Origin of the sequence: Pantoea sp. B566, from assembly GCF_024793925.1 — a bacterium.
GTDB classification, from domain to species: domain Bacteria; phylum Pseudomonadota; class Gammaproteobacteria; order Enterobacterales; family Enterobacteriaceae; genus Pantoea; species Pantoea ananatis.
Genome location: NZ_JANUQL010000003.1, coordinates 553,614 through 579,488, shown reverse-complemented (window position 1 = coordinate 579,488; position 25,875 = coordinate 553,614). Strand labels below are relative to the sequence as shown.

At 52.6% G+C, this 25,875-nt stretch carries 22 protein-coding genes, 1 pseudogene and 1 other annotated feature; of the genes and pseudogenes, 11 read left to right on the top strand and 12 right to left on the bottom strand.

What is annotated here, in order from left to right:
• Positions 1–142 precede the first annotated feature (142 nt).
• Positions 143–775, top strand: a complete 633-nt coding sequence (ompW, locus tag NYE92_RS04395) for an outer membrane protein OmpW (RefSeq protein WP_015700211.1) — start codon at positions 143–145, stop codon at positions 773–775.
• A gap of 47 nt (positions 776–822) precedes the next feature.
• Here ompW and NYE92_RS04390 read toward each other — a convergent pair whose 3' ends face one another.
• The 6 genes and pseudogenes from NYE92_RS04390 to NYE92_RS04365 form a co-directional block, all read right to left on the bottom strand.
• On the bottom strand, positions 823–1,137 hold the full coding sequence (locus NYE92_RS04390; protein WP_014605729.1) for a BON domain-containing protein: 315 nt from the start codon (positions 1,135–1,137) through the stop codon (positions 823–825).
• A gap of 144 nt (positions 1,138–1,281) precedes the next feature.
• Positions 1,282–2,085 (bottom strand): tryptophan synthase subunit alpha, encoded by an 804-nt coding sequence (gene trpA, locus NYE92_RS04385; RefSeq protein ID WP_014605730.1) that lies wholly within the window; start codon positions 2,083–2,085, stop codon positions 1,282–1,284.
• Entirely contained in the window at positions 2,085–3,275 is a 1,191-nt protein-coding gene (trpB, locus tag NYE92_RS04380) for a tryptophan synthase subunit beta (protein WP_022623219.1), read from the bottom strand. The genes trpA and trpB overlap by 1 nt, the downstream gene beginning before the upstream one ends.
• 47 nt (positions 3,276–3,322) lie before the next feature.
• Entirely contained in the window at positions 3,323–4,684 is a 1,362-nt protein-coding gene (gene trpCF / locus NYE92_RS04375) for a bifunctional indole-3-glycerol-phosphate synthase TrpC/phosphoribosylanthranilate isomerase TrpF (RefSeq protein ID WP_259018625.1), read from the bottom strand.
• 2 nt (positions 4,685–4,686) lie between these two features.
• Positions 4,687–6,280 (bottom strand): annotated as a pseudogene (trpD, locus tag NYE92_RS04370) (bifunctional anthranilate synthase glutamate amidotransferase component TrpG/anthranilate phosphoribosyltransferase TrpD).
• On the bottom strand, positions 6,280–7,842 hold the full coding sequence (locus NYE92_RS04365; RefSeq protein ID WP_014605732.1) for an anthranilate synthase component 1: 1,563 nt from the start codon (positions 7,840–7,842) through the stop codon (positions 6,280–6,282). Before NYE92_RS04365 ends, trpD begins: the two are co-directional and overlap by 1 nt.
• A 23-nt stretch (positions 7,843–7,865) precedes the next feature.
• Positions 7,866–7,970, bottom strand: a sequence feature (Trp leader region).
• Positions 7,971–8,124: 154 nt separating this feature from the next.
• Here NYE92_RS04365 and rnm point away from each other — a divergent pair.
• Positions 8,125–9,012, top strand: a complete 888-nt coding sequence (rnm, locus tag NYE92_RS04360) for an RNase RNM (protein WP_014605733.1) — start codon at positions 8,125–8,127, stop codon at positions 9,010–9,012.
• Between the two features lie 9 nt (positions 9,013–9,021).
• Positions 9,022–9,642, top strand: coding sequence for an L-threonylcarbamoyladenylate synthase (locus NYE92_RS04355; RefSeq protein ID WP_013025941.1), 621 nt, complete (start codon positions 9,022–9,024; stop codon positions 9,640–9,642).
• 5 nt (positions 9,643–9,647) lie between these two features.
• Here NYE92_RS04355 and NYE92_RS04350 read toward each other — a convergent pair whose 3' ends face one another.
• Positions 9,648–10,289 (bottom strand): hypothetical protein, encoded by a 642-nt coding sequence (locus NYE92_RS04350; RefSeq protein WP_014605735.1) that lies wholly within the window; start codon positions 10,287–10,289, stop codon positions 9,648–9,650.
• 466 nt (positions 10,290–10,755) lie between these two features.
• Here NYE92_RS04350 and NYE92_RS04345 point away from each other — a divergent pair, with 466 nt between their 5' ends.
• Together NYE92_RS04345 and rluB are read left to right on the top strand one after the other, a co-directional pair.
• Entirely contained in the window at positions 10,756–10,965 is a 210-nt protein-coding gene (locus tag NYE92_RS04345) for a hypothetical protein (protein WP_259018624.1), read from the top strand.
• 486 nt (positions 10,966–11,451) lie between these two features.
• A complete protein-coding gene (rluB, locus tag NYE92_RS04340) occupies positions 11,452–12,336 on the top strand; it encodes a 23S rRNA pseudouridine(2605) synthase RluB (protein ID WP_014593812.1) in 885 nt (294 codons plus the stop codon).
• Positions 12,337–12,428: 92 nt separating this feature from the next.
• Here the strand turns inward: rluB and NYE92_RS04335 are convergent, their stop codons facing one another.
• From NYE92_RS04335 to NYE92_RS04325, 3 genes are all read right to left on the bottom strand, one after another.
• The gene (locus NYE92_RS04335; protein ID WP_013025938.1) at positions 12,429–13,742 is read right to left on the bottom strand and encodes a CitMHS family transporter; all 1,314 of its coding nucleotides are present in this window, start codon (positions 13,740–13,742) and stop codon (positions 12,429–12,431) included.
• 531 nt (positions 13,743–14,273) lie between these two features.
• Positions 14,274–14,864: a cob(I)yrinic acid a,c-diamide adenosyltransferase gene (cobO, locus tag NYE92_RS04330; RefSeq protein WP_259018623.1), complete on the bottom strand. Its 591-nt coding sequence runs from the start codon at positions 14,862–14,864 to the stop codon at positions 14,274–14,276.
• Positions 14,864–15,625, bottom strand: coding sequence for a YciK family oxidoreductase (locus NYE92_RS04325; protein WP_064373868.1), 762 nt, complete (start codon positions 15,623–15,625; stop codon positions 14,864–14,866). Before NYE92_RS04325 ends, cobO begins: the two co-directional genes overlap by 1 nt.
• Before the next feature lie 173 nt (positions 15,626–15,798).
• On the opposite strand from NYE92_RS04325, the gene sohB reads away from it, so the two are divergent.
• Positions 15,799–16,845: a protease SohB gene (gene sohB / locus NYE92_RS04320; RefSeq protein ID WP_019105137.1), complete on the top strand. Its 1,047-nt coding sequence runs from the start codon at positions 15,799–15,801 to the stop codon at positions 16,843–16,845.
• A gap of 30 nt (positions 16,846–16,875) precedes the next feature.
• On the opposite strand, the gene NYE92_RS04315 is transcribed toward sohB, so the two are convergent.
• Positions 16,876–17,124 (bottom strand): YciN family protein, encoded by a 249-nt coding sequence (locus NYE92_RS04315; protein WP_105080272.1) that lies wholly within the window; start codon positions 17,122–17,124, stop codon positions 16,876–16,878.
• Between the two features lie 368 nt (positions 17,125–17,492).
• Between NYE92_RS04315 and topA the strand changes: the two genes are divergently transcribed.
• The 5 genes from topA to acnA all read left to right on the top strand — a co-directional run bounded on the left by topA (position 17,493) and on the right by acnA (position 25,174).
• Complete coding sequence (topA, locus tag NYE92_RS04310) at positions 17,493–20,090, top strand: type I DNA topoisomerase (protein WP_013025933.1); 2,598 nt, start codon at positions 17,493–17,495, stop codon at positions 20,088–20,090.
• A 190-nt stretch (positions 20,091–20,280) separates the two neighbouring features.
• On the top strand, positions 20,281–21,255 hold the full coding sequence (gene cysB, locus NYE92_RS04305; protein WP_013025932.1) for an HTH-type transcriptional regulator CysB: 975 nt from the start codon (positions 20,281–20,283) through the stop codon (positions 21,253–21,255).
• A 495-nt stretch (positions 21,256–21,750) separates the two neighbouring features.
• Positions 21,751–21,909: a YmiA family putative membrane protein gene (locus tag NYE92_RS04300; protein ID WP_013025931.1), complete on the top strand. Its 159-nt coding sequence runs from the start codon at positions 21,751–21,753 to the stop codon at positions 21,907–21,909.
• Between the two features lie 36 nt (positions 21,910–21,945).
• Entirely contained in the window at positions 21,946–22,092 is a 147-nt protein-coding gene (locus tag NYE92_RS04295) for a hypothetical protein (RefSeq protein ID WP_227022862.1), read from the top strand.
• Positions 22,093–22,492: 400 nt separating this feature from the next.
• Positions 22,493–25,174 carry an aconitate hydratase AcnA gene (gene acnA, locus NYE92_RS04290; protein ID WP_014605739.1) on the top strand — a complete coding sequence of 894 codons (2,682 nt, stop codon included), beginning with the start codon at positions 22,493–22,495 and terminating at the stop codon, positions 25,172–25,174.
• A 31-nt stretch (positions 25,175–25,205) separates the two neighbouring features.
• On the opposite strand, the gene ribA is transcribed toward acnA, so the two are convergent.
• A complete protein-coding gene (ribA, locus tag NYE92_RS04285; protein WP_015700216.1) occupies positions 25,206–25,799 on the bottom strand; it encodes a GTP cyclohydrolase II in 594 nt (197 codons plus the stop codon).
• Between the last annotated feature and the right edge of the window lie 76 nt (positions 25,800–25,875).

Genomic DNA, 25,875 nt, shown 5'->3' with positions numbered 1-25,875 from the left:
GCAAAATTGATTTGAATCAATTCATTGTTTTTTAAATCATTTTTCCGGGTTGATTTAGATGCAATTGACAATGAATCGCGCTAAATCTGTGCGGACAAAAAAATGATTCAGTGCAGGCATTCAATTTCTCACAGGAGTGAATATGAAACTGGCTAAATGCGCCATGCTGCTGGCGCTTGCATTACCGCAATTTGCGTTGGCTCACCAGGCGGGCGATTTCTTTGTCCGGGCAGGAAGTGCCACAGTCCGACCCACCGAAGGCTCAGACAATGTGCTGGGAATGGGGTCATTTAGCGCAAGCAACGACACTCAGCTGGGCTTAACCTTTACCTATATGGCCACTGACAATATCGGGGTTGAGCTTCTGGCCGCCACGCCGTTTCGTCATAAAGTCGGGCTGGGCCCAACCGGCACCCTGGCGACGGTACGTCAGCTGCCGCCCACGCTGATGGCACAGTATTACTTTTTTGACAGCCAGAGTCAGGTGCGTCCCTATGTGGGCATCGGCGTTAACTACACCACCTTCTATGATGCCGATTTTAACCAGACCGGACGGGATGCGGGCTTGAGCGATCTCAGCCTGAAGGATTCGTGGGGCGTTGCCGGGCAGGTGGGGCTGGATTACCAGATCAACCGCGACTGGATGCTGAACGCTTCCCTGTGGTACATGGATATTGATACGCAGGTGAAATTCAAAGCGGGCGATCAGCAGCAGAATATCCATATGCGCGTGGATCCCTGGGTGTTCTTCTTTGGCGCAGGTTACCGTTTCTGATAAAAAAAAGGGCCACGTCAACGTGGCCCTACATTTTTTAACCGACGTTATTTAATTTGCATGTTATTAACGACGGATCTTACGCCTGCCACGCTGCGGGTAACCTGGACGGCATGGTTAGCCATCTGCGGCGAGCTGACAAAACCGCTGAGCTGCACTTTACCCTTAAAGGTTTCAACGTTGATTTCAGTCGATTTCAGCGACTCATCTTTTAACAGTTCTGCTTTTACTTTCGTGGTGATGACGGTGTCATCGATATAACCGCCGGTGCCTTCTTTAGTTGGCGTTGGCGCACAGGCGCTCAGTGTTAATGCAACAACAGCCGCGACCATGGCACTTGCCAGCACTTTAAACCATTTCATTGCTTCTCTCCCTGTCACAAATTGGATGCGACGTTACCATAACGGCGCCTGTTAATTGTGGTGCAGAAAATCCGAAATTAGCAAACCGGGAATGAAAAAAAACAGGGAAATCATGCCTTACCGGGCGGTAAGGCATGTGGGGAATTAGCGGGTGGCGGCTTTCATTCTTGAGACAAAGTCTTTTAATTCATTCAGCATCACTTCGGGCTGAGCCAAGTTTTTCTCGATAATTTTTACTACGGCAGAACCTGAAATCGCCCCAGCCACGCCGGCATCAATGACTTCTTTCACCTGAGAAGGTTCGGAGATGCCAAAACCTTGTAAGGATGGCGGCGCATTGTACTCACGCATTTTATCGATCAAATGCTTTAGAGGCAGGTTGGCGCGATTTTCAGCACCGGTAATGCCAGCTCGTGAAAGCACATAAATGTACCCACGACCATGTGAAGATATTTGTCTCAGAAGTTCATCATCTGCATTTGGCGGGCAGAAGAAAATAGGGGCGATGTTGTGGCGCATGGCAGCCTGGCGGAATGGGGCAGACTCTTCCACGGGAACATCACCAATTAATACGGAATCAACCCCTGCTTGTTCACAGCGTGTATAAAACTCTTCGATGCCATTGTTAAAGACTAAATTAGCATACATCAGCAAGCCAATCGGCAGTTCAGGGTATTTCTGGCGTACGCTTGCAATTATCTCAAAGCATTGTGTTGTGGTGGTGCCAGCGGCAAAGGCGCGAAGGCCTGCGCCCTGAATAGTTGGTCCGTCAGCGAGCGGGTCAGAGAAGGGAATACCGAGCTCAAGAGCATCAGCGCCACCTTCAACAAGGGCATCAATAATGCGTAGCGATAGGTCTGGAGAAGGATCTCCCAGAGTAATGTAAGGCACAAATACGCCTTCTTTCTTCTCTGCCAGACGTGAAAACAGTCGATCGTAACGTTCCATCAGATTTCTCCCTGCGCAGTCAGAATATCGTGGACGGTGAAGATATCTTTATCACCGCGACCCGAAAGGTTGACGACAATCAACTGCTCTTTCTCGGGTTCTGCCTTAATCATTCTCAGCGCGTGGGCCAGCGCGTGCGCCGACTCCAGGGCAGGAATGATACCTTCGGCGCGGCACAGCGTTTTAAAGGCAGCAAGCGCTTCATGGTCGGTTACCGAAACATAGTCAGCCCGACCAATACTGTTGAGGTGAGCGTGCTGAGGACCGACAGAAGGAAAGTCGAGTCCGGCTGAAATTGAGTATGACTCTTCAATCTGCCCTTCGTCAGTCTGCATCATCGGGGCTTTCATACCGAAGTAAATGCCGACGCGGCCGTGCTTCAGTGGCGCACCGTGTTCGCCGGTTTCAATCCCGTGTCCGGCCGGTTCAACACCAATCAGCTTCACCTTCTCTTCGTCGATAAAGTCGGCAAACATACCGATGGCGTTGGAGCCCCCGCCGACGCAGGCGATCACGGCATCCGGCAGGCGACCTTCCTTTTCCAGAATCTGCTTTTTGGTCTCTTCACCAATCATGCGCTGAAACTCACGCACAATCGTCGGGAACGGGTGCGGACCCGCCGCGGTGCCCAGCATATAGTGAGCGGTTTCATAACTGCCTGACCAGTCGCGCAGCGCTTCGTTGCAGGCATCTTTCAGCGTGGCAGAGCCGCTGTGCACCGGGATGACCTCGGCGCCCATCAGGCGCATACGAAAGACGTTCGGCGACTGCCGCTCTACGTCTTTGGCGCCCATATAGATGCGACATTTCATGCCCAGCAGCGCGCAGGCAAGGGCAGAGGCGACGCCATGCTGGCCTGCACCGGTTTCGGCAATGATTTCGTTTTTGCCCATGCGCTTAGCCAGCAGAGCCTGCCCTAACACCTGGTTGGTCTTGTGCGCGCCGCCGTGCAACAGGTCTTCGCGCTTTAAGTACAGGCGGGTTTTCGACCCTTTGGTCAGATTACTGCACAGGGTTAAGGCTGTGGGGCGGCCAGCATAATTTTTCAGCAGATCGGTAAATTCAGCCTGGAATTCCGGATCTTTTTGCGCGCTGACAAAAGCTTCTTCTAGCTGTTTCAAGGCCGGCATCAAAATCTGCGGCACATACATGCCGCCGAAGTCGCCAAAATAGGGATTAAGTAAGGTCATGTTTTGCTATCCTTTTTTTTGGCCCGTCAACACACGGGCCAGGTCAATCAGTAGGCGCGAAGCGTCCGGAATACCGAGGCAATTTTGCTGGCGTCTTTAATACCCGGCTCGCTTTCCACGCCCGAATTGAAATCCAGCCCTGCACAGCCTAACTGAGCGGCTTCGACGCAGTTGTCAGCGCTCAGTCCTCCTGCCAGCAGAACATTCTTCAGGTCCTGTCCTTTTAGCAGCGACCAGTCAAATGTCTGGCCCGAGCCACCGTTGCCGTTATCGAAGACATAGCGGTCAACATGGGGCCAGCGACGTTCGGGCAGGGTCGTCTGGATGCTGAGCGCTTTCCAGATTTGCACGTTTTCTGGCAGCGCCTGATAAAGCTCAGCCACATAGGCCGGGTCTTCATCGCCATGCAGTTGCACGGCACTCAGCTGTAACGCCTCTGTTTTGGTGACAATGTCACTTATAGCGGCATCGCGGAACACGCCAACATACTTTAGCGGTGCGCCAGCCATGACCGCGCGTGCACGCTCGGTATCAACCTGACGCGGCGAACCTTCAACAAAGATCAAACCACCAAAAATGGCACCTGCCTCGCAGGCCGCGCAGGCGTCTTCAGGACGGGTCAGACCGCAGACTTTATTGCTGCCTAAGGTGACGCGGCGCACGGCGGCATGAAGATCCTCTTCTTCCATTAGCGCAGAGCCGATGAGGAAACCATTCGCAAAGTGGCTTAACTCGCGGACATCCCGGTAGTTGTTGATGCCCGACTCGCTGATCACGGTGACGCCGGGGCCCAGGCGCGGGGCCAGTTCACAGGTCCGGTTAAGGTCGATGGAGAGATCGCGTAAGTCACGGTTGTTGATGCCGACCACTTTGGCTTCCAGCGCAATCGCGCGTTCCAGCTCCTGCTCGTTACTGACTTCAGTCAGGACGCCCATCTGCAGGCTGTGCGCAATGGCGGCCAGCTGGCGATACTGCTCGTCGTCAACCACAGAGAGCATCAGCAGGATGGCATCCGCCTGGTAGTAACGCGCCAGGTAAATTTGATACGGATCGATAATAAAATCTTTGCACAGGACCGGCTGCGTAATGGCTGCGCTGACGACGGGCAAAAAGGCGAAGTCACCCTGAAAGTATTTCTCGTCCGTTAATACGGAAACGGCAGAGGCATAGTGGCGATAAACCCCGGCTATCATCTCAGGATCAAAATCATCACGAATAAGCCCTTTGGATGGAGAGGCTTTTTTGCATTCCAGAATAAAGGCAGTGCGGGTGCCCTGCAGTGCGTCATAAAAACTACGGCTGGAAAGCGCCACTCGCTGCTGGAAACTCTCCAGAGGTTGCTGCTGCTTACGCGCCTCAACCCAAACGGCTTTGTCTTTCACGATTTTATCTAACACTGTACCCTGCATGATTATCCTCTTGCTGCCAGAGCCACCACGCGCTCATAAGCCTGACCGCTACGGATGGCATTGAGCGCACGCTGTGCATTTTCACGGAGATCTTCATTACCAAACACTTTGAGCAGCATCGCCACGTTGACGGCAACCGCCTCCTCGTGGGCCTGCTCGCCATTACCCTGGAGTAAACGTGTCAGAATGTCACGGTTTTCTTCGGGCGTGCCGCCGGCCAGCGCCTCTTTAGGATGGAAGCCAAAGCCGAAATCCTCTGGCGCCAGCTGATAGCGGGTAATCTCACCTTCACGCAGCTCCGCTACATGGGTGACATCGTGAAGGGCCACCTCATCCATGCCGCCCCCGTGTACCACTGCCGCGCGCTGGTAACCCAGAACTTTTAGCGTCTGCGCGATGGGCAACACCAGCTCGGGGCTGTAAACCCCAATCACGGCCAGCGGTGGACGTGCAGGATTAATCAGCGGCCCCAGCACGTTAAACAGCGTGCGGGTTTTCAGCTGTTGGCGCACCGGCATGGCATGACGAAAGCCCGTATGGTACTGGGGGGCAAACAGGAAACAGACATTAAGATCGTCCAGCGCTTTGCGTGCCCGCGCCGCAGGCATATCAAGATCGATGCCGAACGCCGCCAGCAGATCGGAAGAACCTGATTTGCTGGATACGCTGCGATTTCCGTGTTTCGCCACCTTCAGGCCGCAGGTTGCTGCAACAAACGCGCTGGCGGTGGAAATATTAATGCTGTTACTGCCATCGCCACCGGTGCCGACAATATCGGCAAAGGCATAATCCGGGCGAGGAAAGGGTTTAGCATCTTCCAGTAAGGCACAGGCCGCCCCGGCAATCTCCTCGGGGTTTTCGCCACGCACCTTCATAGCAATCAGCGCGGCGGCCAGTTGAGTAGGTTCAAGCTGACCGGTGATGATGGCGCTAAACAACTGATGACTCTCGTCTTGCGTCAGGATGTGCGACTGGTAAAGTTTTTCCAGAATCGTGTTCATACCTTGCTCCCTGTTACTTCGCCAGCGCCCAGGCCAGCGTCTGTTCAAGCAGACGTGCGCCCTGCGTGGTTAAAATGGATTCCGGATGAAACTGGAACCCGCAAACGCGATCTTTCTCGTGACGGACCGCCATCACCATGCCGTTGTAGCTGGCATTCACCGTTAACTCATCGGGTGTATTACTGCCAACCAGTGAGTGATAACGGGCAACGGGAAGAGGATTGCTGAGCCCGGCAAACATCGCTTCACCGTCATGACTGATGGCAGAGGCTTTACCATGCAGAATTTCGCCCGCCTGGCCGACGTGGCCGCCGTAGGTTTCCACGATTGCCTGATGCCCAAGGCAGATACCAATAACCGGCAGCTTTCCGCGAACCTCGCGCAGCAACGCTGGCATACAGCCCGCATCTTTCGGTGCGCCAGGTCCGGGAGAGAGCATCAGCACCGGATTATTCATGCTGTGCAGTCGGTCGAGCAACAGCGACGCCGGCATCGTATTGCGATAAACCACCACGTTATGCCCGAAGGTGCGCAGCTGATCGACGAGGTTGTAGGTAAAAGAGTCGATGTTGTCCAGCAGCAGGATGTCAGCCATCAGAAAATCTCCTTGCAGTGATGAGCAGTGGCAATTGCGCGCAGCACCGCGCGGGCTTTATTACGGCTTTCGTCCGCTTCGGCCTGCGGGTTCGAATCCAGTACCACACCGGCCCCGGCCTGCACCGTTGCCACGCCGTCTTCCACATAGGCTGAGCGGATCACGATGCAGGTGTCTAAATCACCGTTAGCGGTGAAATAGCCCACTGCGCCGCCATAGGTGCCGCGACGGGTGCCCTCAGCTTCGGCAATCAACTGCATCGCTCTGACTTTTGGCGCACCACTAAGGGTGCCCATGTTCATGCAGGCGCGATAGGCATGCAGCACATCAAGATCATCGCGCAGCGTGCCGACGACGCGTGAGACCAAATGCATAACAAAAGAGTAGCGGTCCACTTTGGTCAGATCGGCAACATAGCGGCTGCCGGGGCGACAGATACGGGCTAAGTCATTGCGCGCCAGATCGACCAGCATCAGGTGCTCTGCCAGCTCTTTGTGGTCCGTGCGCATTTCCAGCTCAATGCGGCTGTCGAGATCGCGATCCAGGGAGCCGTCGGCGTGACGACCACGTGGACGCGTACCGGCTATGGGGTAAATTTCAATCTGACGTGAAGCGGCATCGTACTTCAGCGAACTTTCAGGCGAGGCACCAAACAGTGAAAAGTCCTGGTCCTGCATAAAGAACATATAAGGACTTGGATTACTGCGTTTCAGCGTGTCGTAAGCCGCCAGCGCAGATGGGCAGGGCAGCGAAAAGCGGCGTGAGGGCACAACCTGGAAGATTTCGCCAACGCGAATGGCTTCCTGCATTTTGCGCACCACCTCACAATACTCATCATCACTCTGGCTGGTGGTCAGCGTCATGGTTTCGACAGGCTGAACCGGCAATACCGGCGCAGCCTGTAACATCTGCCCATGCAGTTGCTCAATACGGCGCTGCAGACGCTGAAATTCAGAGGTGGAAGCGCTGAACAGACTGGCCTGCAGGCGTGCGCTGCGCGCCTGGTGATCCAGCACCAGTAGCGTTTCCGCCAGATAGAAGCAGTAGTCGGGGCAACGTTGCTCGCTGCTGAGCTCGGGTAAATCTTCGAAGCCTGCAACCAGGTCATAGGCGAACAGCCCGCCAACAAACACGGCTTCACGCTCTTCACTGGGTGAATTCACCAACTGCGGGATCAGACGCAGGGCATCAAATACCGACAGGGCGCGCAAGCGGGAATCTTCATCCTGCTGATCCTGAGGCGCAGGAAAGGTCAGAACACGGCCGTCAGGACGCGGTTCATTCAGAATGTCAGAGGGTAACGCGTCATCCAGCAGCGGCAGCAGTGCCCGACCATTGTCAGACAGCGCCTGAAAGGTGACGCGATTGCCCAACGCGCTAATGCGCAGGGCGCTGTCGACAATCATCAGGCTTTGTAAGTTTTCTTTGCTGTCAATGTCCGCCGATTCGAGTAACAGGGTGGCCGGACGCGCACCGCATAACTGGTGAAACACCGCGGCAGGATCTTCCCGATAGGGCGCGCTGCCGGTAATTAACTTCACTGTAGGTTTTGCATTGAGCATGATGATTTCTCTGAATATCGTCCAAAAAAAAGCCCGCTCGGTGGCGGGCTCAGGTATCTGCACAGTGTTTACGCTAGGTGTGCACGACAACGTCGCCCGTACTGGGAAACATTGCGCCACCAACCCATCAAAAGCGTAATAACAGTTTTCATGATCAAATACCCGTTTGCGGTGAACTTGTGTACTAGTTAACTGGTTCGCGACAAAAATGTCAATACACTTTTTCAGTGACCGATAAAATCGTTATTATGCTGACCCGAGCAGTAGCCAGCAGGAGTTGTTTTGAGCGATATCGCCCGTTTTCCGCTTTACGATCTTCATAGTCACACACGGGCTTCAGACGGATTACTGTCGCCGCAGGCGCTGGTTGAGCGCGCGGTCGACATGCGCGTCGGGGTGCTGGCCATTACCGATCACGACACCGTTGCGGGCGTGACCGAGGCGCAGCAGACCGTACGGGATCAGCAACTGCCCATTAGCGTTTTAGCCGGTGTTGAAATTTCCACGCTGTGGGAAAACCATGAGATTCATATCGTCGGCCTCAATATTGATATTCAGCATCCGGTCATGACTCAGTTCCTTGCCGGTCAGTATGCGACGCGGCTGGAACGCGCACATCGCATTGCTGAACGGCTTGAAAAGGCCCAGATCCCGGATGCGCTGGCTGGGGCTATGCGTTTGGCTGATGGCGGAATGATTACGCGTGGCCATTTTGCCCGCTACCTGGTTGAGGTGGGAAAGGCCAACAATATGGCCCAGGTGTTTAAAAATTATCTGGCACGAGGCAAAACCGGCTACGTCCCGCCCCTATGGTGTACAATTAATCAAGCTATTGATGCTATTCACCATTCTGGTGGATGTGCCGTGCTGGCACATCCGGGACGGTATGGATTATCGGCAAAATGGCTAAAGCGCCTGGTCGCGTTTTTTAGCGCCGCGGGGGGGGATGCTATCGAAGTGGCGCAGTGCCAGCAGGCACCTGATGAGCGAACGACGTTAGCGCAATACGCCCGAGATAACAGCCTGGCAGCATCGCAAGGTTCTGATTTTCATCAACCCTGCCCGTGGATCGAACTTGGCCGCAAATTGTGGCTGCCCGCGGGGGTTGAACCGGTGTGGGAACGTTTTCCCGCGCTGGCACCCGCAGTCGAATGTACGGAAAGGGGATAAGAGGTTTCTATGAGTCAACTGTTTCATATTCATCCAGATAATCCGCAACCGCGCCTGATTAATCAGGCGGTAGAGTACCTGAATAAAGGTGGCGTTATTGTCTACCCGACGGATTCGGGTTATGCCCTGGGGTGTCGGCTGGAAGAGAAAGGGGCGATGGAGCGAATTTGCCGCATCCGTCAGCTGGACGGTCATCACAACTTCACCCTGATGTGCCGTGATTTATCTGAGCTGTCAGTCTATTCTCAGGTCGGTAATAGCGCCTTCCGGCTGCTTAAAAATAACACGCCAGGTAATTACACCTTTATTCTCAAGGCGACCAAAGAGGTGCCGCGTCGTCTGATGAATGATAAGCGTAAAACGATTGGATTACGCGTACCTTCAAATCCGGTCGCGCTTGCGCTGCTTGAGGCGCTAAACGAGCCAATGATGTCCACCTCGTTAATTCTGCCGGGTAATGACTTTACTGAATCCGATCCGGAAGATATTCAACACAGTATTGGCAAACTGGTCGATTTAATTATTGACGGTGGCACGCTAGGACAGCAGCCCACCACCGTCATCGATCTGACCAGCGATGCACCTGAAGTCGTCCGTGAAGGTGTGGGGGATGTTACGCCTTTTCTGTAATACACTCAGGTTTTACGGGTGGCCGGAAGGGTCGCCTGTAACCAGTTTTTAAACTGGCCGTAAGGGATATACAGTGACACGTCTTTTAAAATCACTTTTCCACTGCGGCCATTTTTAATGGCATCTGAATAACCTACGATAACCCCGCCCAGCGTATCATCACTGTTGTAAACACCGCCGCCGGACATGCCCTGAACCACACCGGCGTTAGACGCCATCGCGATACAAGGGCTTTTATTCCAGGTATTACGAATGGCTGTGCGCGCCAGGTTTACCCCTTTCGACTCCACCGGCATGGCGGAGATATAGCTGTATCCGTACATTTTCACCGCATCACCAATATCGGTGCTGCGGAACTGGGTCAGCGTATTCGGGGGATTCTTGTGATAAATAATCGCAAGGTCGCAATAAGGGTGATAGGACTTCACGCGCTGCACGGCAAATTTAGCCACGTGCGCGGCAGTCAGGCTGTAGTCAGGCGTCAGAGGAATGCTGGTGCCCAGCGTCCCTAAACCGAGAATGGTAGGGATGCCTGTCACACTCATATCCACGTGTTGCATTGCCGTACGGCTGTACTCAGTGTGACCCACAGAACAACCGCTTAGCGCCAGCGTCATAAGCGCCAGGCATAAAAACTGTTTTTGCATAATGATGTCTTCAGGTGAGCATGTCAGTAAAATCCCTGGTGAAGATTCAAGACATGCAAATTAAAGCTCATCGTGAGCCGTATTAACGCAATATTCCTGATGCGCCGGTTTATAAATATTCAATAACAACCAGTTAGCTGTCTTTTCATACTGCCGCGATAAAGATACCGAAGCCTGTAAGGTTCTCAGAATTAGACGGCCAGAAAGGTCGCATAAGGGTTATCGGCTAAAATTCATATTAGTCCAATTTTTTTAATTAACTTTTGCTTTATTAACAGTACGACTACATGAGCAGCAGGCCAACCCAATCAGGTCAACACAAGGGTATTATCGGACAATAATTAAAATTGTACAATTTTTTTATCTTTGTATAGCTTTGTCATGCGACTACTGTTGTTTTACAAGGTAAAAAACGCAGCTGTACGGCATGGAAGGGTTGGGTTTTGCGCATTCCTGTGCAGGCTAAATGGCCACGCGTTTATTTGAGTTAAGTGAAATTTTGCCCGAATTTTATTTAACTCAAATTAAATGGGGTGCGCTAAATAACCTTCCTCATGGAACTGTTGTTGTCACCGCAGAAGCCGTTAGCGTTCTGCTTAAATTGTTTGACGGTAAATCCATAGTACAGAAATCATTAAATACAAATCTGTTTTATAGCCATTTTAAAAACAGATGACGCGTAAAGTTTTATAGTCGCTCATCTGAGAAACATTAGATAAAATTAAGTAACAAAGCGTTACATTTTGCGTTGAGGACAAATAAATCTCTGCCGGGGACCTGTTACAGAAAAGAGCGCGGACAGCCGTGAATCCAGACGACAGTATGCTGAGGATCTGAGGAGGCGCCTTTCTGATAATTATGCAGACAAGGCGTGGCGCGAGCCCGGCTTCAAAGACGACGTTTTCATTATTATAATAAAGGACAGGCTTCGCTTACCTTGCCTTCAGCCGTGTTGATGCGTAACAGACGAGCGGTGGGTTTCATCTGTTTTCATGCTGATTTTTACTTACCTGCGGCGCGCATCAGGGCAATGCCATAATACGGGTTACATTAAGAGGGACATCCTGTATAATGGGGCCAACAGGAAAATATAAACCATTGATTTTTAAGGTTAAATTCCTAATCCATCCGACGCCTGGGAAGGCGACAATGAGGTAGCTCCATGAGCGAAAAGTTACAAAAAGTCTTAGCGCGTGCCGGTCATGGCTCGCGTCGTGAAATTGAAGCGATGATTGCTGCCGGGCGCGTGAGCGTTGACGGCAAGCTGGCCACTCTCGGCGATCGTATCGAAAACAGCAAAGCCCTGAAGATCCGTATTGACGGTCATCTGGTGTCGATTGCTGAATCAGCAACAGAAGTCTGCCGTGTTCTCGCCTATTACAAACCTGAAGGTGAACTTTGTACCCGCAGCGATCCGGAAGGGCGCCCTACAGTCTTTGACCGACTGCCGCGCCTGCGCGGTTCGCGCTGGATCGCCGTGGGCCGCCTTGACGTCAATACCTGTGGATTGATGCTGTTCACAACGGATGGTGAACTGGCTAACCGCCTGATGCACCCCAGCCGTGAAGTTGAACGTGAATATGCGGTGCGCGTGTTTGGTCAGGTTGATGACGACAAAATTCGTCAGCTCAGTAAAGGTGTGCAGCTTGAAGATGGCCCTGCGGCATTTAAAACGCTGCGCTTTGCCGGGGGGGAAGGGATTAACCAGTGGTATAACGTAACCCTGACCGAAGGACGCAACCGGGAGGTTCGTCGTTTGTGGGAAGCGGTGGGCGTTCAGGTGAGTCGACTGATGCGTGTTCGCTATGGCGATATCACGTTGCCAAAAGGCGTACCACGCGGTGGCTGGATGGAGCTTGATCTCCCTGCTGTTAACTATCTGCGCAATATGGTGGGAATGGACGATGAGACCGTCACCAAGCTGGCTGTCGAAAAAGATCGCCGTCGCACCAAAGCCAACCAGATCCGTCGTGCCGTTAAACGCCACAGCCAGACCAGTGGCAGACCTGCGCGTCGTAATCCGGGCAGCAAACGCAACGCGACCTGATATCAGGCTGAGCTGAAGCGCCGGATTAATAAAAAAGCCGCAACGTGATCGTTGCGGCTTTTTGCTGTCAGGGAGAGGTGATCTGAGCCGGTTTAGCGGTGGAACAGTGGAAACGCGCCGGTAATTAATCCCCCGGCCATTAGCACCAGACTGATTAAAATGCCCCACTTAATGGCAAAACGCTGGTGGTCACCAATATCGACTTTCGCCAGACCGACCAGGAGATAAACCGATGGAACCAGCGGGCTGAGCAGGTGGAAAGGCTGACCCACAATCGAAGCGCGGGCAATTTCCTCAGCAGAAATCCCATAGCTGGCCGCCGTTTGGGCAATGACCGGCAGGATGCCAAAGTAGAAGGCATCGTTGGACATAAAAAAGGTAAAAGGCAGGCTGATTAATGCGGTGAATACCGCGAGATAGGGGCCAAAGCTGTGGGGGATAAACGCCAACAGGCTCTTCGCCATGGCATCCACCATGCCGGTTCCGGAAAGGATGCCGGTAAAAATACCTGCGGCAAAAATCAGGGCTGTGACGGCCAGCACATTACTGGCATGGGAACCAATACGCGCCTTTTGCTCTTCCAGCGTAGGGTAATTCAGCATTACCGCAATCGCGAAGGCCAGCATAAACAGAATCTGGATAGGCATCGCGCCAATAACCAACAAAACCAGCAGCACCGTGGTAAGAATAAAGTTTGGCCAGAACATTTTGGGTCGACGATTCGCCGCGCACTCTTCCGCATCGCCCAGGCCCAGCTCAATATTATCCAGATGGTGATCGTTGATGCTCATGACCCCCAGGCGCTTACGTTCCTGCAGGCCAAACAGAAACGCCAGGCCGACAAGGGCCACGCAGGCGATAAAAATGGCCGGCAGCATGGGAATAAAAATGTCCAGCGCGTCAATGCGCAATGCCGCCGCCGCACGGGCCGTCGGGCCGCCCCAGGGAGAAAGGTTCATGATACCGCTTGCAAGGTTAACCAGACAGGTCATTGCCAGCACGTTCATACCTAGCTTGCGGTAAAGAGGAAGAAACGCGGCAATCGCGATCATGTAAGTCGTTGAGCTGTCACCATCCAGTGAGACCAGCAACGTTAACACGGCCGTCCCGACGAGGACCTTAAGCGGATCGCCACGTACGATTTTCAAAATAAACCGCACCAGGGGGTCAAACAGACCCGCATCGATCATCAGGCCGAAGTAGAGGATAGAGAAGGTGAGCATCACGCCCGTTGGAGCCAGCGTTTTCACACCATCGAGCATCATGGCGCCCAGACCCTGGTAAAATCCCCCTATCAGGGCGAACAGTGTGGGAATAAGAATTAGCGCTATCAGCGCTGACATGCGTTTGGTCATGATTAAATACATGAAACAAACAACCATCGTAAAACCCAGTATGGTCAGCAAAATAACAGCCCTCTTATTGGCAAAAAGTTATTTAATTGTGAGTAAGCAAGGTAATAATTTATGGAATTACTTAGCGTGTTAATAGTTAACCTGTTGTTTTGATTAACCATGCACATAGAGATGATATTAAAGCTAAATTATTTTTATCATTTCTTTAACATAAAAGGGTGATCCCGATCGGTTTCCGGCCCGGCTGGCCCGGCACAATGTGACTGTGATCAATGAATTTTGGCGCGGGAAAGGGTTAATTTCAGGCATCATTAACTGGAAAGGGCGCGTAAAACCTAAGCGAAAAAATGACATTGATCGCCAGTTGAATGGGGTAAGGCCGTGAGCAGCCTGCCCAAATTGCCCCGACAACCTTAACGCGACACCGGGAAGGGCGCGTGGTGGGTCATCTCGCGTTTGAGCAAGGGATGGGGATGACAGCTATAGCAAAGTGATAACAGATTGATAATTTGATTAAGACAAAAAAAAGGGGCGGGTCAGACGAATTCACGCCTGACCTTTATGGCATTGTGTTAATTAACGCTACCAGTCTATGCCCTGTTGGGCCTGAATACCGGCGTCAAAAGCGTGCCTGACGGGGCGCATTTCCGTTACCGTATCGGCCATATCCAGCAGCGTGCGATGGCAGCCCCGGCCAGTAACGATCACGCTCTGATGCACCGGTCGCTGTTTCAGGGCCGTTACCACCGCCTCAAGCGGAAGATAATCCATGCTGACCATATAGGTGATTTCATCAAGTATCACCAGGTCCAGCCGGGGATCGGCCAGCATGCGCTGAGCATGTTGCCACACGGCAAGGCAGGCATCGGTATCGGTCTGGCGATTCTGCGTTTCCCAGGTGAAGCCGGTAGCCATCACCTGAAACTCCACGCCATGCTGTTCCAGCAGATTACGCTCGCCGTTTGGCCACTCGCCTTTGATAAACTGAATGGCTGCGGCACGCTTACCATGCCCGCAGGCACGGAGCGCGGTGCCAAACGCCGCCGTGGTCTTACCTTTGCCATTGCCGGTAAACACCATCAGAATGCCCCTGACTTCACTGGCTGCGGCAATGCGGGCATCGACGTGTTCTTTCAAACGCTGCTGTCGCTGTTGGTGGCGTACATCCGTCATTACTCGGCCGCTCCGGGTTTTCTGCCAGGCTGGGCATCAAAGCTGATACCGGTTTTGCGACGACTGTCGTCGCCCATCAAATACAGGTAGAGCGGCATGATATCGGCGGGGGTTTTAAGTTTGCTGGCATCTTCCTGCGGAAACGCACTGGCACGCATTTTAGTCCGCGTACCGCCGGGATTGATACAGTTGACCCGCAACGCATGATTTTTATACTCATCTGCCAGCACCTGCATCATGCCTTCGGTGGCAAATTTCGATACCGCATAGGCTCCCCAGCCTGCCCGGCCGGTGCGGCCTACGCTAGACGTGGTGAAGACCAGCGAGCCGCTATCTGATTTTAACAACAGCGGCAGCAGGGCCTGGGTGAGGAAGAAAGTCGCATCAACATTAATCTTCATCACCTGTTGCCACACCAGGGGATCAAGCTCGGCCAGCGGCGTGATGTCACCCAGAATACTGGCGTTATGTAAGACGCCATCCAGGTGTGAAAATCGCTGTGCCAGTTGCCCGGCCAGCTGGTGGCAATGCGCCGGCGTGGCCTCAGACAGATCAAATACGACCGAGTGTGCCGGACATTTGTTTAACTGATTAATCGCCTCTTCTGTCTGCTGCAGCTTTTCGGCGCTGCGCCCCAGTAAGATGACTTCCGCACCAAAGCGGGCATAGGTTAACGCGGCTTCTCGTCCAATGCCGTCAGAGGCACCGGTCACGAGAATCAGGCGATTCGCAAGTAAATCATGTTTGGGTTGGTAATGCATGTTGGGAGCCTCCCGCAACGTGAGGGTTTCACGCTTTATGCCTCAATTCAGGGCATGACGCAATTAGCAACAGGTACATTCTGTGCCAGGTGCTGGCATTTCAGGCGACGCGCCAAAATAAACCAGTTAAACTAACCCTTTGTCAGTAATCCTCTGTTTAATAAGGCGACACGATGGAACTTCTTTTGAATTATGGACTGTTTTTAGCAAAAGCGGTGACGGTGGTGATTGCCATTGCAGCGATCGTCATGATCGTTGTGAACGCCGCACAGCGCAAACGTCACCAGGGTGGGCAACTCCGTTTAACCCACCTCGGTGATGACTACAGCAAAATGAAAGAGGATCTGCAGCTTGAGAAAATGAAACCTCAGGCACAAAAGCTGTGGTTAAAAAATAATAAGAAAGCCGAGAAACAAAAGGCTAAAGCAGAGAAACGCGCAGTGAAGCAGGGCAGCCTTGAGACCGCCAGGCCGACGCTTTATGTGCTCGACTTTAACGGCAGCATAGATGCCAGCGAAGTGAAATCATTGCGTGAAGAAGTCTCTGCCATACTGGCAGTGGCCCAGCCCGGTGACGAAGTCCTGCTGCGGTTGGAAAGCCCGGGTGGCATGGTGCACGGCTATGGTCTCGCCGCCTCTCAGTTGCAACGCCTGCGTGACGCCGGATTAACACTTACGGCTGCCGTTGACAAGGTCGCGGCCAGCGGCGGTTACATGATGGCCTGTGTTGCCAGCCAGATCGTGGCGGCGCCCTTTGCGGTCATAGGTTCAATTGGCGTTGTCGCGCAAATTCCTAACTTCAATCGCCTGCTCAAGCGCAACGATATCGATGTTGAACTGCATACGGCGGGCCAGTACAAACGCACCCTGACACTGTTTGGTGAAAACACAGAGGAAGGGCGTGAGAAATTCCAGCAGGATCTGAATGAAACACATCTGTTGTTTAAGCAGTTCGTTCACGAAATGCGCCCGTCACTGGACATCGACCGTGTCGCCACCGGTGAGCACTGGTACGGACGCCAGGCCCTGACGTTAGGCCTGATCGATCGTATTTCAACCAGTGACGATCTGATTATTCAGCACATGGATAAATTTACCGTGCTGGGCGTGAACTACGTGCGTCGCCGTTCAAGAATCGATCGCCTGACCCACAGTTCAGGACAGGTATTTGAACGCCTGCTGCTAAAGTGGTGGCAACGCGGTGATAAACCGATGTTATGAGTACAAACCCGGCTTCAGCCGGGTTTGTTGTTATTGCAGGTGGTAGCGGGGAGACAGCTCAACCGCCAGGTGTTTAAAGAGATTGAAGACCGCGGTGGTTTTTGCCGTTGGCAACCCTTCTTCATCCAAAAAAAGCGGGCCACGGAAGACCAGCACATTACCCTGCTGACTGACCGCCTCCACCGCGACACCGGCTAAATAATCATCATGTTGCCTGAGCAGAGCATTGGCAATCTCCAGTAGTGCCTGGGGCGAAATACCCTGAGTCGGGTTGTGCATGTGTCGGCTCCTTTTTGACAGTCTGACAATTCTTTCTATATTACTTGCGTATCGCATCGTTCGACAAACGGCTGCAGGGGTAAAAAGGGGCTTTACTCACAACAGATGCTAATTAAGTTGCGTAACAGATTTTATCAGGTACAGTGTGGGCGTTTCAGATTCCAGGGATATTGCACCGGGAAGTGCGATTAAGTCAGGCAGAAAAAGCGATTTTTATCATAAAGTTGCATTGGACTGTAATCACTGACCAGAGATTGAGCCCCTCGTCCTGAAATAAAAAACAGGCGTAGCAATATTGAACCCCGTGGGTTTTTGGGCATCCAATCCTCTCCCGTAGAGCAGGACGTATTCATTAGGTAAAGGTAAATATGGGTAAAGCACTCGTTATTGTTGAGTCCCCGGCAAAGGCCAAAACAATCAATAAATACCTGGGCAGTGGCTACGTGGTGAAATCCAGCGTGGGCCATATCCGGGATCTGCCGACCAGTGGTTCAACCGCCAAAAAAAGTGCTGAAACCTCGACAGATAAAAAAGTCAAAAAAGTAAAGAAGGACGAGAAGGCCGCGCTGGTCAGCCGTATGGGCGTTGATCCCTATCATGGCTGGGAAGCGGACTACCAAATCCTGCCAAATAAAGAGAAGGTGGTCGCTGAACTCAAAGCCTTGGCTGAAAACGCTGACCACATTTATCTCGCAACCGACCTTGACCGCGAAGGGGAAGCCATTGCCTGGCACCTGCGGGAAGTCATCGGCGGCGACGACAAACGCTTTAGCCGCGTGGTGTTTAACGAAATCACCAAAAATGCGATCCGTCAGGCGTTTGATACGCCGGGCGAACTGAATATTGACCGCGTTAATGCGCAACAGGCACGCCGCTTTATGGACCGTGTTGTGGGCTACATGGTTTCGCCGCTGTTGTGGAAAAAAGTCGCGCGGGGGTTATCCGCGGGCCGCGTACAGTCGGTTGCCGTGCGGTTAGTGGTTGAGCGTGAGCGCGAGATCAAAGCGTTTGTTCCTGAAGAGTATTGGGAACTCAGCGCTAACCTGACGACGCCGAAGGGCGATGACCTGGCGATGGACGTGACTCATGCGGGTGATAAGCCTTTCCGTCCGGTCAATCACGAACAGACGCATGCCGCCCTGGCGCTGCTTGAAAAAGCCCGCTTTGCCGTTACCGATCGCGAAGATAAGCCAACCAGCAGTAAACCCGGTGCGCCATTTATTACGTCTACGCTGCAGCAGGCCGCGAGTACCCGCCTGGGCTTTGGCGTCAAAAAAACCATGATGATGGCACAGCGACTTTATGAAGCGGGTCATATCACCTATATGCGTACCGACTCGACCAATCTGAGTCAGGACGCGGTTTCCATGGTGCGCGGCTATATCGAAGGGAATTTCGGTAAAAAGTATCTGCCAGACAACGCCAATACCTTTGCCAGCAAAGAGAATTCACAGGAAGCGCACGAAGCGATTCGTCCTTCTGACGTGGATGTGGTGGCTGAGCAGCTCAAAGATATGGAAGCGGATGCACAAAAGCTGTATCAGCTCATCTGGCGTCAGTTTGTTGCCTGCCAGATGACACCTGCTCAGTATGATTCAACCACGCTGACGGTAACAGCGGGGGATTACAAACTGAAGGCCAAAGGGCGCACGCTGCGTTTTGACGGCTGGACTAAGGTCATGCCCGCCCTGCGCAAGAACGATGAAGATCGCACCTTGCCGCCGGTGAACGTGGGTGACGAACTGAGCCTGCAGGCATTGCTGCCAAGCCAGCACTTTACCAAGCCACCGGCTCGCTTCAGCGAAGCCTCGCTGGTGCGCGAACTGGAAAAACGTGGAATTGGCCGGCCTTCGACCTATGCCGCTATTATTTCCACCATTCAGGACCGGGGCTATGTCCGGGTTGAGAATCGCCGATTTTATGCCGAGAAAATGGGTGAAATCGTCACCGATCGCCTGGAAGAAAATTTCCGCGAACTGATGAATTACGATTTCACCGCGCATATGGAAAGCAGCCTCGACCAGGTTGCCAACAATCAGGCGGAGTGGAAAGCGGTGCTTGATCGCTTCTTCTCAGACTTCAGCCAGCAGCTGGAACAAGCGGAGAAAGATCCTGAAGAAGGCGGCATGCAGCCAAACCAGATGGTGTTAACCACCATTGACTGCCCCACCTGCGGCCGCAAAATGGGCATTCGCACGGCCAGTACCGGCGTTTTCCTGGGATGTTCAGGTTACGCACTGCCGCCGAAAGAGCGCTGCAAGCAAACCATTAACCTGATTCCAGAAAATGAAGTGCTGAATATTCTGGAAGGGGACGATGCGGAAACCAATGCGTTACGCGCACGTCGTCGTTGCCAGAAGTGCGGCACGGCAATGGACAGCTACCTGATTGATAACGGACGCAAACTGCACGTGTGTGGTAACAACCCTGAATGCGATGGCTATGAAATCGAAGAGGGCGAGTTCCGAATCAAAGGTTACGACGGTCCGGTGGTTGAGTGCGAAAAGTGCGGGTCTGAAATGCACCTGAAGATGGGGCGTTTCGGTAAGTACATGGCCTGTACCAACGATGACTGCAAGAATACACGTAAAATTTTGCGTAATGGCGATGTGGCACCACCGAAAGAAGATCCGGTGCCGCTGCCAGAACTGCCGTGTGAAAAGTCAGATGCCTACTTTGTGCTGCGCGACGGTGCGGCGGGTGTGTTCCTGGCCGCTAACACCTTTCCAAAGTCACGTGAAACCCGTGCACCGCTGGTGGAGGAACTGCAACGTTTCCACGATCGCCTGCCTGAGAAGTTGAAATACCTGGCCGAAGCGCCAGCAACCGATCCGGAAGGCAATAAAACGTTGGTGCGCTTTAGCCGTAAAACGAAACAACAGTACGTTGCCTCTGAAAAAGAGGGTAAAGCGACGGGCTGGTCAGCGTTTTACATTGACGGCAAGTGGCAGGAAGCGAAAAAGTAATCCTCAGAGGCCAGCACACGCTGGCCTTTTTTCTCGCCTTATATCAATCCGTTCTACATTGTTTCTTAAAATGCTATAGTGGTTATAGCATTTCCGAACCCTTCTTGCTGCTCAGCACTCCTCCACCGGCCGGGGCGACAGTACGTCATCCGGGGATGCGACTCTGTAACCGACCAGGATAAAAAAAGATATGAAATTACAGCAGTTGCGCTATATCGTAGAAGTCGTGAACCACAATCTTAATGTCTCTTCGACAGCGGAAGGTCTTTATACCTCGCAGCCTGGCATAAGCAAACAGGTGCGTATGTTAGAAGACGAACTGGGCGTGCAGATTTTTGCCCGCAGCGGTAAACATCTCACCCAGGTGACGCCGGCCGGTGAAGAAATCATTCGTATTGCCCGCGAAGTCCTCTCTAAAGTCGACGCAATCAAGTCTGTCGCCGGTGAACATACTTGGCCAGATAAGGGCTCCCTGTATGTGGCGACTACCCATACTCAGGCTCGCTATGCCCTCCCGGGCGTGATCAAAGGATTTATCGAGCGCTATCCCCGTGTTTCACTGCATATGCATCAGGGCTCCCCAACGCAGATTGCCGAGGCGGTCTCCAAGGGAAATGCGGATTTTGCCATTGCTACGGAAGCGCTGCATCTGTACGACGACCTGATCATGCTGCCGTGCTATCACTGGAACCGCGCCATCGTTGTCACGCCCGATCATCCTCTGGCAGCTAAAGCGCAGGTAACGATTGAGGAGCTGGCCGATTTTCCGCTGGTCACTTATACCTTTGGTTTCACCGGTCGCTCGGAGCTGGATACCGCGTTTATGCGGGCGGGATTAACGCCGCGTATCGTTTTTACCGCGACGGATGCGGACGTTATCAAAACCTATGTCCGACTGGGGTTAGGGGTTGGCGTTATCGCCAGCATGGCCGTCGATCCCGTTGCCGATCCAGACCTGGTCAGAATCGAAGCCTCTGAAATTTTCACCAACAGCACGACCAAGATTGGCTTTCGTCGCAGCACCTTCCTGCGTAGCTACATGTATGACTTTATCCAGCGCTTTGCGCCTCATCTGACGCGAGATGTCGTTGATACGGCTGTCGCACTACGCTCAAACGAAGATATTGAAGCCATGTTTAAAGATATCAAACTGCCGTTTAAGTAACAGAGATGTCCAATCCCTTAGTCTCAGGCTGCCTTGTGCAGCCTTTTTTTTGTTTGAATGTTAGCGCCATGCTTAGGTTGATAAGTTTTATTATTTTTTTGTTAATGCTGCGTCGATCACATGTTTAATGTTTGCTGTATCTTAAATGCGAAACACAACACATTTTTGACGCGATATCTTTGCGGGCTGCCAGGATAATTCCCATACTCCAGTTAAGCCTTGATGGAGAAGCGTTAATTAGGGGGTGATTAAAAGACGGGTTTAGTAATGACTGGATCTAAAGTTAAATTAACTCAAATTTTTGTCACTGCCGTTTACGTTTATTTGGAATAAGTCATTAATCATCACTTAAGTAATTTTTACCATTTTGATAAATTGCGTTAATCGTTTTGTGCAATAAAAATTACTGGATTTTTGGCCTTAACGGGTTTAGGATTCGTCCTAAATCTTAATCGATGTTATCAATCGTTTTGTTGAGAGTGATTATCAAAAACTATGACTACGAGACTGACTGTAGACCCGGGTTTCCCGGCTAAAAGCACCAAGGTTAAGCGCTCCGGTAACACTCGTCGCAACGCCTGGTTAACTGTATTTGCTGCCTCAGCGCTGTTTTGGGTTGTTGTAGCGTTAATGATTTGGCGCATCTGGGGTTAAGCCATGTGGGCAAACGCACTCTGCCATAAGCACACAATGACCACTCGTCAGCATCGCCTCTCTGGCTACAAAGCTAAAGAGCCGGTTGCAAAGGCGGAAAAAGTGTCTATCCCGGAAAGCTGGGATCTCAACGAACATCAACGCAATTTCATCGAGTCGTTTCTGGACCCGAAAGTAAAATAATTAATTATCGTTCTTTTCTTTTCGACACATCTTCTGTCATTCGGCTGCTTAAAAAAGCCTTTCACACGTAGCATAAAAGATGTCATCCGTTAAAACGGTTGGTAGTGCGGCTTTCTATTGCCCATTCGGCGCAGGAGTGATCTTATGAATATGATTAAAATGACCTGGTTCAGTGCCTATGCTTTCTCTTTTAGCGTGTGGATGGCAGCACTTTGGGCAGCCTTGTAATATATCGTTTCCTGTTAATAAATAATGCCTCGTAATTTTACGGGGCATTTTTGTTTGCGTCAGATTGTAGCAATTGGTGTTGTAATCAAAACGTTAACAGAAAAGTGGTCTATCTTTAAGCTAAACCTTGTTGTCTCTGAGGTTTAAAGACCATGATTATTAAGGAGGAGCTATGTCGTCAACCCTACGCGAGCAGAGTCAGGAAACACTGCAGGTAGATAATCAAAACTATCACATCTTCAGTCTACCTCGCGCATCACAACATCTCGGCAACATTGATCGTTTGCCTAAATCCATGAAAGTTCTGCTGGAAAACCTGCTGCGCTGGCAGGACGGTGATTCAGTCACGGAAGAGGATATCCAGGCACTGGTCGACTGGCAGAAAACGGCCCATGGCGATCGGGAAATTGCCTATCGCCCTGCGCGTGTATTAATGCAGGACTTCACTGGCGTGCCTGCCGTGGTGGATTTGGCCGCCATGCGTGAGGCGGTGAGTCGTCTTGGCGGCGACGTCGCCAAAGTGAATCCTCTGTCGCCGGTCGATCTGGTTATCGACCACTCTGTCACGGTTGACCATTTCGGTGACGATAACGCATTTGAAGAAAACGTGCGGCTGGAAATGGAGCGCAACCATGAACGCTACGTTTTTCTGCGCTGGGGCCAAAAGGCTTTTGATCAGTTTCGGGTGGTACCGCCAGGCACAGGTATCTGTCATCAGGTGAACCTGGAATACCTGGGCAAAGCGATCTGGCAGCAGAACATTAACGGTGAACGTTACGCCTGGCCTGATACGTTAGTCGGAACCGATTCTCATACCACCATGATCAATGCCCTGGGTGTACTCGGCTGGGGCGTGGGCGGGATTGAGGCAGAGGCCGCCATGCTTGGCCAGCCGGTTTCTATGCTGATCCCCGACGTCGTGGGTTTCAAGCTAACCGGGAAACTGCGTGCGGGCATCACCGCAACCGACCTTGTACTTACCGTCACGCAAATGCTGCGTAAGCACGGCGTTGTCGGGAAGTTTGTCGAGTTCTATGGCGATGGCCTGGCTGATCTGCCGCTGGCCGACCGTGCCACCATTGCTAATATGGCACCGGAATATGGCGCAACCTGCGGATTTTTCCCGGTTGATGAAGTTACACTCAGCTATATGACGCTAACCGGACGCGATGCCGAGCAGGTGGCACTGGTGGAACACTATGCTAAGCGACAGGGCCTGTGGCGTAACGCCGGCGATGAACCGATTTTCACCAGTAGCCTTGCGCTCGATATGAATGATGTCGAGTCGAGCCTGGCCGGACCGAAACGTCCGCAGGATCGCGTCTCGCTGGGGGATGTGCCCGCCGCTTTCGATGCCAGCAATGAGCTGGAAGTGAACCATGCACAGAAACCGCATAAGCAGGTCGATTATACCGACAGCGAGACCGGCCTGAGCCACACGCTGACCGATGGCGCGGTGGCGATTGCGGCGATTACCTCCTGTACCAACACCTCTAACCCCAGCGTGCTGATGGCCGCAGGGTTACTGGCGAAAAAAGCGGTTGAGCGGGGATTAAAACGCCAGCCGTGGGTCAAAGCGTCGCTGGCTCCGGGTTCTAAAGTGGTCTCCGACTATCTCGCGGTCGCGCAGCTGACACCTCATCTCGATAAACTGGGTTTTAACCTTGTGGGCTACGGCTGTACGACCTGTATCGGTAACTCGGGTCCGCTGCCGGATGAGATTGAATCGGCCATCAAAGAAGGGGATTTAACGGTAGGGGCCGTCCTGTCCGGTAACCGCAACTTCGAGGGCCGTATTCATCCGCTGATTAAAACCAACTGGCTGGCATCGCCACCGCTGGTCGTCGCCTATGCGCTGGCAGGTAATATGAAAATCAACCTGCAAACCGACCCGCTCGGTCACGATCATCAGGGCAAGCCGGTATTTCTGAAAGACATCTGGCCTTCACCTGAAGAGATTGCGACCGCCGTCCAGCAGGTCACCAGCGATATGTATCACAAAGAGTACGCTGAGGTATTTAACGGCACGCCAGAGTGGCAGGCCATTAAGGTAAGTGAAGCGGCTACCTACGACTGGGATGAAGGATCAACCTACATTCGCCTGTCGCCCTTCTTTGACGACATGGAAAAAGAACCTAAGCCGGTTCAGGATATTCATGGCGCGCGCCTGCTGGCGATTCTTGGTGATTCGGTCACCACTGACCACATCTCGCCAGCCGGTAGCATCAAAGCGGAAAGTCCGGCCGGTCGCTATCTGCTGTCCCACGGCGTGGAGCGGAATGATTTTAACTCCTACGGTTCACGGCGCGGCAACCACGAAGTGATGATGCGCGGGACCTTTGCGAATATCCGTATTCGAAATGAAATGGTGCCTGGCGTGGAAGGGGGTTACACCAAACACTACCCCAGCGGTGAGCAGTTGGCCATTTATGACGCGGCGATGAAATATCAGGCTGACGGCATTCCCCTGGCGGTGATTGCGGGTAAAGAGTACGGTTCAGGATCGAGCCGTGACTGGGCGGCGAAAGGGCCGCGTTTGCAAGGCGTCCGCGTGGTAATTGCGGAATCCTTCGAACGTATTCACCGTTCCAACCTGATTGGTATGGGGATTTTGCCGCTGGAGTTCCCTCAGGGCGTAACGCGTAAAACGTTAGGTCTGAAAGGGGATGAGGCGATAGATGTGGAAAACCTGGCGCAGCTTAAACCCGGATGCACCGTTTCTGTCACGCTAACGCGCGCAGATGGCAGTCAGGAGAAGCTGGATACGCGTTGCCGTATTGATACCGGTAATGAACTGACCTATTACCGAAACGACGGTATTCTGCACTACGTAATTCGTAACATGCTGAACTGATAAATCAGCCGGGGAAACCCGGCTGTTTCATTCAGGACTTCGGCAGAAGATGACCCATTTTTTCTGCCTTGGTATCAAGATAGTGCGCATTCTCAGGATTGCGCCCGACAACCAACGGCACCCGCTCAACAATATTGATCCCGGCTTCACCCAGAATTTCCACTTTCCGTGGATTGTTAGTGAGCAGCCGAACTTCATTTACGCCCAGTAATTTAAACATATCGGCACACAGCGTGAAGTCACGTTCGTCAGCGGCAAAGCCCAACTGATGATTGGCTTCAACGGTGTCGTAGCCTTTATCCTGCAACGCATAGGCACGAATCTTGTTCAGCAGGCCGATGTTACGACCTTCCTGGCGGTGATAGAGCAGTACACCGCGGCCTTCTTCAGCAATGGCATTCAGGGCCGCTTCAAGTTGGAAGCCGCAGTCGCAACGCAGGCTGAACAGCGCATCGCCAGTCAGACACTCGGAATGAACACGAGCCAGGACTGGTTGATTATCGTTAATATCGCCAAAGACCAAGGCAACATGGTCATGACCGGTTGCCAGTTCTTCAAAACCTACCATCAGGAAATCTCCCCATGGCGTGGGCAGTTTGGCTTCTGCCACCCGTTTAAGCTGCATGTGACTCTCCAGAACCCTCAAAGGATGCACTATCATCATAATAGTGCACAGGCCGATGCGGCCCGACAAACGTGGA